A 13,979-nucleotide genomic window follows, 5' to 3' on the forward strand; every position below is an offset into this window, starting at 1 on the left:
CACCTAATTTCCCAAAGTTTTTTTCTAGCTGCTCCTGTATCTGTGAGCATAGACCCTTTTCTGAAAAAAATTCATCAAATCTTGATATAAATTAAAGTTTTTGGTAACAATGTAAACAAAAGTTGGTAATGGGTAGTTGGTAACGGGTAGTTGGTAGTTGCTTCCTTGTCCCCCTTGTCCCCCTTGTCCCCCTTGTCCCCCTTGTCCCCCTTGTCCCCCTTGTCCCCCTTGTCCCCCTTGTCCCCCTTGTCCCCTTGTCCCCCTTGTCCCCCTTGTCCCCCTTCGCCCCCTAATCCCCACTCCCTTCGGTCGTGGGGTCCCCGAGTTCCCCCTTGTCCCCTTGTCCCCTGCTCCCTGCTCCCTGATAAAGTGGTATTGCTGCTAATTCTGAAACAATCGTGAAAGCAATTACTCTCCTGGGATCGACTGGCTCTATTGGTACTCAAACTCTGGATATTGTGGCACAGCACCCCGACCAATTTCGGATTGTCGGGTTGGCGGCTGGACGCAATGTAGAGATGCTGGCGGCGCAAATTCGACAGTTTAAGCCGAGTATTGCTGCTATTTGCGATGTAGATAAGTTACCAGAATTGAAAGAAGCGATCGCAGATCTCGACTCGCCACCGATTTTACTAGCAGGGGAAGAGGGTATTGTAGAAGTTGCCCGTTATGGCGATGCCGAAAGTGTGGTGACGGGAATTGTCGGTTGTGCGGGATTGTTACCGACAATTGCTGCAATTGAGGCGGGTAAAGATATTGCTTTGGCAAATAAGGAAACTCTGATTGCGGGTGGTCCTGTTGTCTTACCATTGGTAGAAAAATACGGGATTAAACTGTTACCCGCAGATTCAGAACACTCGGCGATTTTTCAGTGTCTTCAAGGCGTACCGGGACGTGGCTTGCGGCGAATTTTACTCACGGCTTCTGGGGGTTCTTTCCGCGATTTACCTGTAGACAAGTTAGCAAATGTCACCGTTGCTGATGCTTTAAAACATCCTAACTGGACGATGGGACGAAAAATTACGATCGATTCAGCGACGTTGATGAATAAGGGATTGGAAGTCATTGAAGCTCATTACTTATTTGGATTAGATTACGATCGCATCGATATCGTGATTCATCCCCAAAGTATTATCCATTCTCTGATCGAACTACAAGATACTTCTGTATTAGCACAGTTAGGCTGGGCAGATATGCGTTTACCGTTGCTATATGCCATGTCATACCCAGAGAGAATTTATACTAATTGGAAGCAATTAGATTTGGTAGAAATTGGTAGTTTAACTTTTAAAGCCCCAGATCACGAGAAATATCCTTGTATGCAATTAGCATATAGCGCGGGTCGTGCGGGTGGATCGATGCCAGCAGTTTTAAATGCAGCTAACGAGCAAGCTGTAGCTTTATTTTTAGAAGAAAAAATCCGCTTTTTAGATATTCCTCGTTGTATCGAACTAGTTTGCGATCGCCATGCATCTGATAATTGTTCGACTCCATCTTTAGCTGACATCGTAGCAGCAGACCGTTGGGCAAGACAAGAAGTATTAACAGCAAGCGAAGATCTTAGTAGAGGCGATCGTTTAATTTCCTTACGATAGATCGATCGTCAAACTTTTGTCCATCTAACCTGCTCAACTATAGGTTCAATTGTTTTGACTTTTAACTTTTAACTTTTGACTTTTCCATGATTGAGTTTGCTATCAAGTGGGGTACGAAGACATTTCCTACTGAATATATTGCTCTATGTATCTCTATTTTGGCAGTCGTCGCCACTTGGGGCAATTTTTGGAACTCAAGAAGAACGTTTGCGGCTGCTAACTATCCTAAATTAAGAGCAGAACTCAACTGGTTGCCAAACCGAATCTTTCCTAGCTGTAGTCTGTTCAATGAAAGTCAGCAACCCCCGACTTGAAGTCGGGGGCTTCAGGCAGATAACCTGAAGCCCTAGTTGACCAGACTATCGTTTGAGGCAAGTGTTAAAGACCTACTTTAGGATGCTTGCTAGTCCTGAACCCTAGAACCAGGCGATTAAACAGACTTATTGGGTTAAGTCAGTGTCGTTTGGATAGTTACCGACCTCAAACAATGTCGAAGCAAACATTACCTGTAAAAAGGATGCAGCAATGCAAAATTACGTTTTTGTTGTTGACACAAATAAACAGCCTCTCAACCCAATTTCTCCAGCAAGAGCTAGAGAATTGTTGACTAAACAAAAAGCCGCTGTATTTAGAATGTATCCCTTTACAATTATTCTGAAACACGCTGTTTTAAACCCTGCACCAAAGCCATTAACTATTAAGCTAGACCCAGGCAGCAAAGTTACGGGACTGGCGATTTTAGAAGGAGAAAATGTTATTTGGGTTGCCGAACTTGAGCAGAGAGGAGGAATAATCAAAAACGCTCTCTCTGCTAGGCGTTCTTTACGCCGCAGTCGCAGGAATCGTAAAACTCGCTATCGTCCAGCACGTTTTGATAACAGAAAACATAAAGAAGGATGGCTACCTCCATCATTGATGCATCGGGTTTTGACTACTGAGACTTGGGTTAAACGGCTTTGCCGCTACGCACCAATTGCTCAAGTTGTCATGGAGTTGGTTAAATTTGACACTCAAAAAATGCAAAATCCCGAAATAGATGGTGTTGAATACCAGCAAGGGGAATTAGTAGGGTATGAGGTACGCGAATACTTGCTCGAAAAATGGGGACGCAAATGCGCTTATTGCGATACATCAGGCGTGCCACTCCAAATTGAGCATATTCACCCACGCGCCAAAGGCGGCAGTCATCGAGTTTCAAACTTATGTTTGAGTTGCCAACGGTGCAATATCAAAAAAGGAGTCAAATTGATTGAAGAATTTCTGAAAAAGGATAACTCTAGACTAGAAAAAATCAAGCAACTAGCCAGGAAGCCTCTAAAAGATGCCGCAGCTGTTAGTGCAACTCGATGGAGCTTGTTTCATACTTTGAAAAACCTCCTACCAACGACGTATTGTTCGGGCGGACAGACGAAGTACAACAGGACTCGTCTTGAGTTAAACAAGCAACATTGGATTGATGCTGCTTGTGTTGGCGATGTCGAAACAATTCGCTTACTCACCGAACAACCATTACGAATTAAATGTACTGGTTGGGGAACTCGTCAAATGTGCGGAACTGACAAATATGGATTTCCGATTCGTCACAGAGAGCGAAAACAAGTCCATTTTGGCTGTAGAACAGGCGACATTGTTAAAGCTATCGTTACTTCTGGAAAGAAAGCAGGAGAATATGTTGGTCGGCTTTCATGTCGTAAAAGTGGCAGCTTTGATATTACCACTACATCAAGCAGAGTAGCTGGAATCAGCCATAGATTTTGTACTCCAATTCACAAAAAGGATGGTTATTCGTATGGATTTTGAGAACTGCGGACGGCAGTTAAAACTGCCTACCGTCGTGCTTCCTCCCTGGTCTAAAGACGGCAGGGCTTCCGCACGACTTGTTACTTTCGGTGATAAAATTTCTGCTAACGACGTTCATATTACCGTGAGTGTGGCTCGGAGCGATCGCTGGTATTTCGATCGCGAAAGATGGTTTACTTACGAATACGCAGAATTAGCTAGACTCAAACCATTAGAAGGTTTTCCCCCTCCTCCAGAAGATGATTTGGTTCAATGGTGTCAAACCAGAGGTTATAAACAAAGGTTATTTATTCCAGCCGAATCTGCGCAACTGCAAGAAATCGTTCGCCAAATTGCTCATTCGGATGTCTATTATATCCATCTCAAGGTAGCTTATACATCTAACGTATTTGGAGCTAATAGAGTATGTAAAATTTCTCGAACATATAGAATAGAGCGCCAGCAAAATATGTCAAAATTACCATCAAAAGATGAAGTCATCTGGGAGATAAAAAAAGAAACACGAACCATACACCAGGAGTGAGGTTTGAAATCCAGGTATTTATTGCAATTAACAGTTTCAAACTAATTAGATTTTTCAAAGAGACAAGAAAAACTGCTTTAAGCGATCGAATTCTGGACTATTCCAAGGTAAATAACCAGCTTGTGCTGCTTGTCCTAAACGTTTGTCTGGTTCAATTTGTGCCGATAACCATGCATGTATTCGTGCTTTTGCAAGACTTTTAGGATTTTGTCCTATTTTTTGATATATTTAGTATGCTAATTTGAGGAGTAGTGGTAGTTATCTCTCCTAGTTTATTTGGAACAGGTAATCTGGCATTTCTTAACCCACTACAAATACTCTGAAATGCACTTCTAGCGGAATCATCTGCATCGCGTGTAATTCCTAAAGAGGTAATTTCTCTATAACCAGAAATCTGTGGTAGAGTTTTTAAAAATCTCCCTAATCCTGGTTTACCTCCATACTCTAGTACCTGTACATCAGTAATATTAAGCTGGGATAACAAGGCATTAAAAAATAATATTTTTTCCGAACCTTCTCCAATTAAAAGTTTAGGTTTAGAGATTTGCGTTGGTCTAGCAGGCATTAACGCATCTCCAAATTCATTTCATCAGAGGTTGCTAAAGTTTCTCTGTCATAGGTTATTGCTTGAATATCATTGTTAATCTGCTCAAGTCGATGGTAACGAAAATCATATTTCTCGCTAGTCTCAAATGCTTTATGAGCAGCTAATATACATTCATAACTATGGGTTGTTGCAAATATTTGTACGTCCGACCTTCTAGCAGCATCAGCTATGGCTCTCCAAACATCTACTAAAACTGAGTAATGTAAGCCATTTTCAATTTCATCAATTAAAACAATACCACCTCTAGCGGTTGCAATAGCTAATATAATAGAAAGTAATCGTCCCATCCCTTCACCCATAAGCGTTAGCGGTACAAGTTCTCGCATACCAATATCGCCGTGAACAATTAGTCCTCTACCTACAAGTAGTAAGGTAAGCCGCTGCAATCGTGGTTCTAGCAGACGTAAGGCTTTTACGATCTCATCTTGCTTGCCTACACGCTCCAAATTGCTGAAACGTTCAGCATCTTCTCTATGAGAGCGTGTGTTAGTAGTAATATATATACCTACAAAGGGAAATCCTTCAGGAAATCTAGGATATGACTTTTGCGCTCGACCATCAGCTCTTAAAAAGTTTCGAGTAACTCCATTGGGATATTCATACTCAAATACTAATCCGTCATACTTCCTAAAACCTGTCATGAGTGATTCATTTGTTCTAAAAGGAATTGTTTCGTCTTCTTGAAAAAGCGGTACTGACATTTGACTCATTTCATTTGCCATAAAAATTTTTAATGAACGCTGTATATTACTTTGTTCTATCGTATTAATATTAATAGTTCTTTCAAGCTCTTGCTCGTAAAAGATATTTCTCCACTCTTCAAGCGTCTTGAAGCGATCGCGAGACGCGAGACTACGAATCTGCTCAATTCTAAGAACTGCATCGTAACCAATTGGATTAATAGAAATAAAAATAGCTTCTAATAAAGATGTTTTACCAACATTATTTTTACCAGAGATCAAGTTTATTCTTTCCAGTGGCTCAATAGTGAAACTTTGGAAGCAACGAAAGTTTTTGAGCGTCAACGATCGCAACATAACTTAACCTACAGATTATGCACCATAAAAATCTTCTACCACTATCAGCTTATCTTGTTATGCTTTAATACCGTCAGAGAAGGCAATTGTCCTAGTAAATTTCTAAAACGCGATCGCATCCATAGAAAGCGCGATGATATTGTTGAGGTTTGTAGCAGAGGAATCTTGAGGAGGGAAAAATGGAACTCAAATCTGTGGCGATGGAAATTCCTGAAGGTAGCAATATTATCATCGGTCACAGTCACTTTATTAAAACTGTGGAAGACTTATACGAGATTGTCGTCGGGATCTCTGCCCAAGCAAAATTTGGGATCGCTTTCTGTGAGGCTTCTGGTCCCTGTTTGATCCGCACTGCCGGAAATGATAAAGAACTACAAGATATAGCTACTAAGAACGCTCAGGCGATCGCGGCAGGACACAGTTTCGTGATTCTGATGAAACAAGCCTACCCGATTAACTTCCTCAATGCAATCAAACAATGCCAGGAAGTCTGCAATATCCATTGCGCGACAGCAAATCCAGTAGAAGTCATCATAGCGGAAACTCAACAGGGACGCGGAATCTTGGGTGTTGTAGACGGATTTTCCCCCAAAGGTGTAGAGAACGCTGAGGACATACAAGCACGACAAAAGTTTTTACGCCAAATTGGATATAAGCTTTGAAAAAGTCAAAAGTCAAAAGTTAAAAGTCAAAACTGAGGAGTCAGGAGTAAGTACAATCTGTTTCACGCACCACTCACTACGCACCACTCACCAATGCCAATCCCTGAAGTGTCATAATACCGCTTTGGTAAAGCTAGGTAAATTAGGTTTAATACAAGGGTCAGTTTGTGTCTGCTGCTTTCGAGTGGCGATCGCTGCTAGAAAAACGCTTCTGTGTAATACTTAAGCGAGGCAAAATATAATGATGCAAATATCTTATATGCATTATATTTAAACTGCAAAAATAATGAAGCAACAGCCCGAACACAACGAACTGTAAGGCACGCAGGAGTCTAAAGACTTATGCTATTGACTCGGTCAAACACAAAATCTTAGAAGAATATTACAGTAGTAGAAATTTTTGGCAATAGCATCGTTAATATCTTTACAATACAGCTTAAAGTTGGCGTGCGGCGTACCTGGAGGAATGTTAAGTTGAGTTACTTCCAAGAAGCTAAAGCATATTTCATAGCGAGTCATCAGAACCCGATCAACATATTTTTACATCATTTAACAGTCTTACTGGCGATATCGGCGGTTGTATTGCTGTTCTACGATTGGCGATGGACGCTAGTTTGTCTGGTACTGACACAAGTATTCGCGATCGGCGGACATGCATTTTTTGAGAAGAACAAACCTGCATTTGTCAAGTACCGCAGCGGAATTATGATTCCCGTTTCGATTTCTTGGTCGTTCGAGAATTTATTTGGCTTGCGTCAACTTTGGCGCTATTTCAATCAAGTCAGAAGCCAGAAGTCAGAAGTCAGAAGTAATTGATAGCTACTCACTCTTAAGACATTTGAGGAAAATTCATGTATCAAGGTTTACCAGTTATTGATGCAGATGCCCACAAGCTTGAAAATCCCTTAGTCATGCGGGATTATCTAGAGCCAAAGTATCGCGATCGCGTGGGGATGGTAATCGATAGTCTGGGCGATCAGCGGGCGCGGGTAGTCGATTTTAACCCCGCTACAGGCAAAAACGATCTAACGCGGATGTTTCCCCAGCCTCAAGGCATGGGGAAAGGTGGATTTCGTAACTTACACCCGACAACTACTTTGGGCGCAACATTCAACCGCCTGCGGATTGAAGATATGGATCGGGAAGGGGTAGACGTACACGTAATTTTCGGTACGTTCAACCTGACATTTTCTAGCATCTTAGATAAAGACTTAGCGATCGCCCTATGTCGGGCTTATAACGACTATATTGCCGAAGATTGTCGTCCATATGGCGATCGCCTCAAACCAATTGGTGTCATACCTCTACAAGATGTCGATGCGGCTGTCGCCGAAATGCGTCGCTGCGTCAACGAACTAGGAATGATTGGTGTCGGTGTCGCCCCAAATATGCCCATTCCCCACCCAAAAGCACCCCAGGCTTTCCCCGATATCCGCAGTTGTAAGCCAATTAGCCATCCTGACTTCAGACCAATTCTACAAGCAGCAGTAGATTTAGATATTGCACTGGGAATCCACGGTGGTCCAGGTTCTTACATGATGGGCGGAATTTCTGACTACATGGAAACTTTTGTCCTGACTCACATCTTCGTCCAACGCAACCAACAGCAGCACGCTTTGGCGCGGATGGTATTTGATGGGGCATTTGAACAGTTTCCCACCTTGCGGGTTGGCTTTTTAGAAGGCGGTTGTGGCTGGCTACCGGATCTCGCCCATTCTTTCCACGAACATTGGGAAAAACGCATCCGCGATTTCGATCCCAAAAATCCTTATCGTCCTTCGATGATGGATGTTACGAAATTGATGTTGCAAGAACGCAAAGGACGCGATCGCGCTAACATCATCAACATGACCAAGAATCTCTTCGATCTATTGTGGAATGCCGAACACGACCCCGCCAAGATCGATGATTCTAGCCTGTACGAGCATTATGACCTGCGCCATCGCGACCCGATGGAATATTTTGAACGGGGACAAATCTTTACTTCCTTTGAATCCGACGATCCCGCACCCGCCTACTTACCCGTAGCAATGGGTGAGATTGGCAAGCACCTAACTTGCTTCTCTGGAGACTACGGACACTGGGATGGTGTATTGGAAAACTGCGTCAAAGATGCAGCGGGAGTCGCTGATTACGATCGCGAACACTTAGCGTTATTGCTAGGAGGTAATGCCTTAGAGTTATATGGCGATCGTCTGCGTCGTTCTCTCCCTAGCTACCTGACAGAACAGACGGCTGCTAGCGTCAGCTAACCGATCCCCCCTACCCCTCTTAAAAAGGGGGGAATCTAAATCTCAGTTCCCCTACAGATGGCTGCTAGCGTCAGCTAACCGATCCCCCCCTACCCCCTTAAAAAGGGGGAGTTTAAATCTCAGTCCCCTTTGTTAAGGGGGATTTAGGGGAATTTAAATCTCAGTCCCCCTTTGTTAAGGGGGATTTAGGGGGATCTAAATCTCAGTCCCCCTTTATTAAGGGGGATTTAGGGGGATCTCAGATCGGTGCGGAGACTACCCCACCTTACATTTGCGTAATTTTTAGTATCGCTGGGTTCAACAAAGTAACACAGGCTGCTAAAGTGATCTCAACTAGAACCTGCCTGTAAATAAAATAAAACTAATTATTTGCAGTTTTACAACAGAACAACTTAAAGACAATCGGAACAATAATGCAACCATTTGATGTTGCAAGGGGTGGTGTTAAATGCGAGTTTTACTCCTATATCCTCTTTTTCCCAAATCATTTTGGTCTTTTGATAAAGCGATCGAACTAATTGGTCGTAAAGTGGCAATGCCTCCACTGGGACTAATTACAGTGGCAGCAATTTTGCCTCAAGAGTGGGAATTTCGCCTCGTAGACCGTAGCGTGAGATCTGAAACAAAAGCAGATTGGGAATGGGCAGATTTGGTCATCATCTCAGGGATGATCGTCCAGAAACCAGATATGCTGCATCTAATTAGAGAAGCAAAGCGACATGGAAAATTAGTCGCCGTTGGTGGTCCCTACGTCACCTCCGTACCGGAAGCAGCCAAGGCAGCTGGGGCAGACTTTTTAGTATTAGATGAGGGTGAAATTACCTTACCGATGCTAGTAGAAGCGTTGGCAAGAGGCGAGACTTCTGGTATTATCCGCTCTAACGGTGAAAAGCCCGATGTCACGACCACACCGGTTCCCAGATACGACTTGCTAGATTTAAGTGCCTACGCTGACATGTCAGTGCAATTTTCGCGAGGCTGTCCCTTCCAGTGCGAATTCTGCGACATTATCGTGTTGTACGGACGTAAACCACGTACTAAATCTCCGCAACAATTATTGGCAGAATTGCAAACTCTGTACGATTTAGGCTGGCGGCGATCGATTTTTATGGTGGATGACAATTTCATCGGCAACAAACGCAACGTCAAACTGTTATTAAAAGAACTCGGTCCTTGGATGGCAGAAAAAGGATATCCTTTTAGCTTTTCTACCGAAGCATCGGTAGATTTAGCCCAAGACGAAGAACTTTTAGATTTGATGATTGCGGCTAACTTTAACGCCGTATTTCTAGGAATTGAAACGCCAGATACTGATAGCTTAGAACTAACACAGAAATTCCAAAACACTCGTAACTCCCTGATTGAATCAGTACAAAAAATCAATCGGGTGGGGCTGAGAGTCATGGCTGGTTTTATTATGGGCTTTGATGGCGAAAAACCTGGAGCAGGCGATCGCATTATCGATTTTGTGGAAGCAACTGCAATTCCTCAAGCTTTATTCAGTATGCTGCAAGCCTTGCCAAATACTGCTTTGTGGCATCGCCTTCAAAAAGAAGGACGTTTACTCGAAGGTAGGGGAGTAGCAAATATTCACCAAACAACCCTGATCAATTTTATTCCTACCCGTCCTGTAGAAGACATTGCCCAAGAGTATGTTAGATGTTTCTGGGAACTGTACGAACCCAGTCGCTACTTAGCTAGAGTTTACCGCCACTTCCGGCTCATGAAACCGAAATCTCTGAAGAAAAAGCTGCGGATGCCAGGTTTGATTGAAATACGCGCCATCTTAACTATCTGTTGGCGACAGGGAATTAAGCGAAATACGCGCTGGCAATTTTGGCGGCAATTATTTTCGATGTTGCGGCATAATCCTAGCGTGTTTGAATCATATATCATCAACTGCGCCCACTTGGAACACTTCGTCGATTATCGCCAAATCGTCCGCGATCAAATTGAGTCACAACTAGCAGAACTCGCAGCCTTAGAAGCTACCATGCAACCGCAGCAAGTCGCTTAGAAAAGTCAAGAGTTAAAAGTCAAAAGTCAAAACTGAGGAGTCGGGGAAGAAAGAGACAAGGAAGACAAGGGGGACAAGGGAGAAAACTACCAATTACCCATTACCCATTACCTACTCTCACTGGTCACTGGTCACTGATAATCTACCTGTAGGCTAGAAGCAATTTTTGGTGAAATCCGCTACTGTGTGGCTAGTTTCATCAATTTTGGCTAAAAAGCGTCATGGTTCCCATCCGCGATAACGTCCCGACGAAGATCGTTCCCTACGTCACTTATGGACTGGTTGCAGCTAATATTCTCGCCTTTATTTACGAGGCAGATTTGCCACCGCAACAATTAGATGGTTTTTTTCATCTATTTGCTGTCGTTCCTAGAGAGTTAACAGCTAGTTTTGCCGGAATTACTGTAAATCAACCCGTACCAGAGTGGATTACCCTCATCACCTCCCAATTCCTCCACGGAGGATTGTTGCATTTGGGAGGCAATATGTTGTTTCTCTGGATTTTTGGCAACAACGTTGAGGATCGTTTAGGACACGTCAAATATCTAATTTTTTATCTTGCCTGCGGCGTATTGGCAGCACTGGCACAATGGTTCTTTTCTCAATCTTCTGGTATTCCTTCCTTGGGTGCAAGTGGGGCGATCGCCGGAGTGATGGGTGCGTACATTCTCCGCTATCCCACAGCTGAAGTTCTGACTTTAATCCCACTGGGATTTTTCTTTCCCGCCGTCCGCATTCCTGCGTTTTATTTCCTGGGATTCTGGTTTTTGCAACAAGCTGCTTACGGTGTTGCCAGTTTAGAAGCTCGAACTAATATTGGCATGGAAAGCGGCGGTATTGCTTATTGGGCGCACGCAGGCGGTTTTCTGTTTGGTGCTGTTCTCGGCTTCCTGTTTGGAATGCTAAAAACGGAACCGCAAGACCAATATTCACAATACAGTTGACAGTTATTAGTGACTAGTGGCTGGTGACTAGAATTGAATCTGGTTCCACTAGTCATCAGTCACCAACCACTCATCAATGACAAATTCAGAATATTGGGAAAACCGCTACCAAGTAGGAACGGCACGCTGGGATATTGGACAAGCCGCACCACCATTTGTCAGTTTATTAAATTCTCCTCAAGCCCCAAAACCTGGTAAAGTTGCAGTTTTGGGTTGCGGTCGCGGTTATGATGCCTTACTATTTGCACAGTATGGATTTGATGTCATTGGAATTGACTTTGCTCCTAGTGCAATCGCCTCAGCAACGGAATTAGCTCAAGCAACGGGTAGTTCGGCAAAATTCTTAGAGCGCGATATCTTTGAATTATCAGCAGAGTTTCCCCATTATTTTGACTATGTATTAGAACATACTTGCTTCTGCGCGATCGCCCCATCTCAGCGCCTAGCCTATGTCAAATTAGTCCGAGAAATATTACAACCTCAAGGACGACTCATCGGTTTATTCTTCACCCATTCTCGCTCAGGTGGACCACCCTTCGGCAGCACTCCAACCGAGATCCGCAACCACTTTACTCCAGACTTTGAAATTCTCTCTCTCGAACCCGTCACAAATTCAGTTCCCGAACGCCAAGGAGAAGAACATTTAGGAGTGTTTCAGGTAACAGTGACTAGTGACTAGTGGCTGGTGTCTAGAAAAGAGTCTAGCCACTGGTTCCACTAGCTACTAGCTACTCACAAATGACGAATGACAAATGACAAATGACAAAATAGGCATTTTCGGCGGTACTTTCGATCCGGTGCATTGGGGACACTTGTTGGTTGCTGAGAGTGCTTGCAGTCAAGTTGGATTAGAACAGGTGATTTGGGTAGTCAATTCTCGCCCACACTACAAGCAATCGACACCATTTCAGCATCGGTGGGAAATGGTACGACAGGCGATCGCAGATCGTCGTGATTGGGAAATCGCACCCCCATCGGATACTTTTATGAAAACCACCTATGCCAGCCAAACTTTGCAGGCACTGCAAGCAAATTACCCTGATAGTCGTTGGCACTGGATTTTAGGGTTAGACACGTTTCTCACCTTACCCCGTTGGTATCATCGCCAGGAAATTGCCCCTGCTTGCGAGTGGTTAGTCGCTCCGCGTCCATTATATGAGTCAGAAAGTCCCCCAATTCAGGTATTATGCGATCGGGTAGCACAACAGTTAGCCACTGAATCAACATACATTCGCTGGCAAATTATCGATCTACCTTTAGTAGGAATTTCGGCAAGCTTAGTCAGGCAATACTGCCGCGATCGCCGTTCGATTCGCTACTTTGTCCCTGAAGCAGTGAGAATCTATATTGGCGATCGGCAGTTATATACATAACGATCCCAATGATTTGTGTGCTTTTTCTGTCAATGTCACTGAAGCTAGTTTAGAATAGAGCGCCCTTTGCGATATGATCGATTGTCAATAATAGGTATTTAATTCACTACACCAGAGGGCAAGACGCTGTGATTAGAGTTGCAATCAATGGTTTTGGGCGGATCGGACGTAACTTCATGCGTTGCTGGCTTCTGAGAGACAGCAGCGATATCGAAATAGTCGCGATCAACGATACTTCCGATCCGAAGACCAACGCTCATCTGCTGAAGTATGACACCATGTTGGGGACTTTAAAAGGCATCGACATCAGCGCAGATGAAAATTCGATTATCGTCAAGGGTAAGACGGTTAAATGCACCTCCGATCGCAATCCAGAGAACTTGCCTTGGAAAGACTGGGATATCGATCTCATTATCGAATCGACAGGTGTATTCACCAGTCGGGAAGGGGCAACCAAACACTTGAACGCTGGTGCAAAGAAGGTGCTGATCACGGCTCCAGGTAAAAATGATGATGGTACGTTTGTCTATGGCGTAAACCATCACGAATACGCGCATGAAACGCACACAATCATAAGTAATGCTAGCTGTACCACGAACTGCTTAGCGCCCATCGTCAAAGTGCTGCACGAAAAATTCGGCATCATCAAAGGCACGATGACCACCACCCACAGCTACACTGGGGATCAAAGATTACTCGATGCCAGCCACCGCGATGTCAGACGGGCAAGAGCCGCGGCTATGAACATCGTTCCTACATCTACTGGTGCTGCTAAAGCAGTGGCTTTGGTACTACCAGACTTGAAAGGTAAGCTGAACGGTGTTGCTTTGCGCGTTCCTACTCCTAACGTCTCAATGGTAGACTTGGTTGCTCAGGTTGAAAAGCCAACCTTTGCTGAAGAAGTCAATTCCACGTTGAAGGAAGCTGCTGAAGGCTCCCTCAAGGGTATTCTAGAATATAGCGATCTACCGCTAGTATCCTCGGATTACCAAGGTCACGATGCTTCTTCCATCGTTGATGCTAGCTTGACGCTTGTTATGGGCAACGACCTAGTTAAAGTCATGGCTTGGTATGACAACGAATGGGGCTACAGCCAACGGGTGTTAGATCTAGCTGAGTTAGTTGCTAGAGATTGGAAATAGGAATTTGTCATTAGTCATTGGTCATTA

The 13,979-nt window shown here is 43.9% G+C and carries 16 protein-coding genes; 12 read left to right on the top strand and 4 right to left on the bottom strand.

Annotated elements, in window-relative coordinates:
- Window positions 1–74 precede the first annotated feature (74 nt).
- Window positions 75–446 (bottom strand): hypothetical protein, encoded by a 372-nt coding sequence (locus tag M5J74_RS24610; protein ID WP_250013774.1) that lies wholly within the window; start codon window positions 444–446, stop codon window positions 75–77.
- On the opposite strand from M5J74_RS24610, the gene dxr reads away from it, so the two are divergent.
- The 4 genes from dxr (at window position 399) to M5J74_RS24630 (ending at window position 3,918) form a co-directional block, all read left to right on the top strand.
- On the top strand, window positions 399–1,595 hold the full coding sequence (dxr, locus tag M5J74_RS24615) for a 1-deoxy-D-xylulose-5-phosphate reductoisomerase (protein ID WP_015156637.1): 1,197 nt from the start codon (window positions 399–401) through the stop codon (window positions 1,593–1,595). The genes M5J74_RS24610 and dxr overlap by 48 nt on opposite strands.
- Before the next feature lie 86 nt (window positions 1,596–1,681).
- On the top strand, window positions 1,682–1,909 hold the full coding sequence (locus M5J74_RS24620; RefSeq protein WP_015156638.1) for a hypothetical protein: 228 nt from the start codon (window positions 1,682–1,684) through the stop codon (window positions 1,907–1,909).
- A 211-nt stretch (window positions 1,910–2,120) separates the two neighbouring features.
- Window positions 2,121–3,395, top strand: coding sequence for an RNA-guided endonuclease IscB (gene iscB, locus M5J74_RS24625; RefSeq protein ID WP_250013777.1), 1,275 nt, complete (start codon window positions 2,121–2,123; stop codon window positions 3,393–3,395).
- Window positions 3,385–3,918, top strand: a complete 534-nt coding sequence (locus tag M5J74_RS24630) for a hypothetical protein (RefSeq protein ID WP_250013780.1) — start codon at window positions 3,385–3,387, stop codon at window positions 3,916–3,918. The genes iscB and M5J74_RS24630 overlap by 11 nt, the downstream gene beginning before the upstream one ends.
- Window positions 3,919–3,972: 54 nt before the next feature.
- On the opposite strand, the gene M5J74_RS33665 is transcribed toward M5J74_RS24630, so the two are convergent.
- Genes M5J74_RS33665 through M5J74_RS24640 form a run of 3 tightly spaced genes read right to left on the bottom strand, consistent with a single transcriptional unit; the run spans window position 3,973 to window position 5,562 of the window.
- Complete coding sequence (locus M5J74_RS33665; protein WP_342669350.1) at window positions 3,973–4,146, bottom strand: DUF3226 domain-containing protein; 174 nt, start codon at window positions 4,144–4,146, stop codon at window positions 3,973–3,975.
- Window positions 4,118–4,483, bottom strand: a complete 366-nt coding sequence (locus M5J74_RS24635) for a DUF3226 domain-containing protein (RefSeq protein ID WP_250013782.1) — start codon at window positions 4,481–4,483, stop codon at window positions 4,118–4,120. The genes M5J74_RS33665 and M5J74_RS24635 overlap by 29 nt, the downstream gene beginning before the upstream one ends.
- On the bottom strand, window positions 4,483–5,562 hold the full coding sequence (locus tag M5J74_RS24640; protein ID WP_250013784.1) for an ATP/GTP-binding protein: 1,080 nt from the start codon (window positions 5,560–5,562) through the stop codon (window positions 4,483–4,485). Before M5J74_RS24640 ends, M5J74_RS24635 begins: the two co-directional genes overlap by 1 nt.
- A gap of 179 nt (window positions 5,563–5,741) precedes the next feature.
- On the opposite strand from M5J74_RS24640, the gene M5J74_RS24645 reads away from it, so the two are divergent.
- The 8 genes from M5J74_RS24645 to M5J74_RS24680 all read left to right on the top strand — a co-directional run bounded on the left by M5J74_RS24645 (window position 5,742) and on the right by M5J74_RS24680 (window position 13,952).
- Window positions 5,742–6,224, top strand: coding sequence for an adenosine-specific kinase (locus M5J74_RS24645; RefSeq protein WP_250013787.1), 483 nt, complete (start codon window positions 5,742–5,744; stop codon window positions 6,222–6,224).
- A gap of 474 nt (window positions 6,225–6,698) precedes the next feature.
- Window positions 6,699–7,040 (top strand): DUF962 domain-containing protein, encoded by a 342-nt coding sequence (locus M5J74_RS24650; protein WP_041463443.1) that lies wholly within the window; start codon window positions 6,699–6,701, stop codon window positions 7,038–7,040.
- A gap of 35 nt (window positions 7,041–7,075) precedes the next feature.
- Window positions 7,076–8,476 carry an amidohydrolase family protein gene (locus M5J74_RS24655; protein ID WP_015156642.1) on the top strand — a complete coding sequence of 467 codons (1,401 nt, stop codon included), beginning with the start codon at window positions 7,076–7,078 and terminating at the stop codon, window positions 8,474–8,476.
- Window positions 8,477–8,924: 448 nt separating this feature from the next.
- On the top strand, window positions 8,925–10,493 hold the full coding sequence (locus tag M5J74_RS24660) for a B12-binding domain-containing radical SAM protein (protein ID WP_015156643.1): 1,569 nt from the start codon (window positions 8,925–8,927) through the stop codon (window positions 10,491–10,493).
- Window positions 10,494–10,714: 221 nt separating this feature from the next.
- Window positions 10,715–11,437 (top strand): rhomboid family intramembrane serine protease, encoded by a 723-nt coding sequence (locus tag M5J74_RS24665; protein WP_015156644.1) that lies wholly within the window; start codon window positions 10,715–10,717, stop codon window positions 11,435–11,437.
- 76 nt (window positions 11,438–11,513) lie between these two features.
- Entirely contained in the window at window positions 11,514–12,116 is a 603-nt protein-coding gene (locus M5J74_RS24670) for a methyltransferase domain-containing protein (protein WP_106167677.1), read from the top strand.
- 73 nt (window positions 12,117–12,189) lie between these two features.
- Window positions 12,190–12,810 carry a nicotinate (nicotinamide) nucleotide adenylyltransferase gene (gene nadD, locus M5J74_RS24675; protein ID WP_015156646.1) on the top strand — a complete coding sequence of 207 codons (621 nt, stop codon included), beginning with the start codon at window positions 12,190–12,192 and terminating at the stop codon, window positions 12,808–12,810.
- A gap of 128 nt (window positions 12,811–12,938) precedes the next feature.
- On the top strand, window positions 12,939–13,952 hold the full coding sequence (locus M5J74_RS24680; RefSeq protein WP_015156647.1) for a type I glyceraldehyde-3-phosphate dehydrogenase: 1,014 nt from the start codon (window positions 12,939–12,941) through the stop codon (window positions 13,950–13,952).
- Window positions 13,953–13,979: the final 27 nt, after the last annotated feature.

Origin of the sequence: Chroococcidiopsis sp. CCNUC1 (assembly GCF_023546805.1) — a bacterium.
GTDB lineage: Bacteria > Cyanobacteriota > Cyanobacteriia > Cyanobacteriales > Chroococcidiopsidaceae > Chroococcidiopsis > Chroococcidiopsis thermalis.

What these genes read in the sequence shown, in the direction of transcription:
- M5J74_RS24660 (WP_015156643.1), top strand. Translation starts at nt 8,925, where the DNA reads ATGCGAGTTTTACTCCTATATCCTCTTTTTCCCAAATCATTTTGGTCT.
- nadD (WP_015156646.1), top strand. Translation starts at nt 12,190, where the DNA reads ATGACAAATGACAAAATAGGCATTTTCGGCGGTACTTTCGATCCGGTG.
- iscB (WP_250013777.1), top strand. Translation starts at nt 2,121, where the DNA reads ATGCAAAATTACGTTTTTGTTGTTGACACAAATAAACAGCCTCTCAAC.
- M5J74_RS24635 (WP_250013782.1), bottom strand. Translation starts at nt 4,483, where the DNA reads ATGCCTGCTAGACCAACGCAAATCTCTAAACCTAAACTTTTAATTGGA.
- M5J74_RS24670 (WP_106167677.1), top strand. Translation starts at nt 11,514, where the DNA reads ATGACAAATTCAGAATATTGGGAAAACCGCTACCAAGTAGGAACGGCA.
- M5J74_RS24645 (WP_250013787.1), top strand. Translation starts at nt 5,742, where the DNA reads ATGGAACTCAAATCTGTGGCGATGGAAATTCCTGAAGGTAGCAATATT.
- M5J74_RS24620 (WP_015156638.1), top strand. Translation starts at nt 1,682, where the DNA reads ATGATTGAGTTTGCTATCAAGTGGGGTACGAAGACATTTCCTACTGAA.
- M5J74_RS24665 (WP_015156644.1), top strand. Translation starts at nt 10,715, where the DNA reads ATGGTTCCCATCCGCGATAACGTCCCGACGAAGATCGTTCCCTACGTC.
- M5J74_RS24655 (WP_015156642.1), top strand. Translation starts at nt 7,076, where the DNA reads ATGTATCAAGGTTTACCAGTTATTGATGCAGATGCCCACAAGCTTGAA.
- M5J74_RS24640 (WP_250013784.1), bottom strand. Translation starts at nt 5,562, where the DNA reads ATGTTGCGATCGTTGACGCTCAAAAACTTTCGTTGCTTCCAAAGTTTC.
- M5J74_RS24630 (WP_250013780.1), top strand. Translation starts at nt 3,385, where the DNA reads ATGGATTTTGAGAACTGCGGACGGCAGTTAAAACTGCCTACCGTCGTG.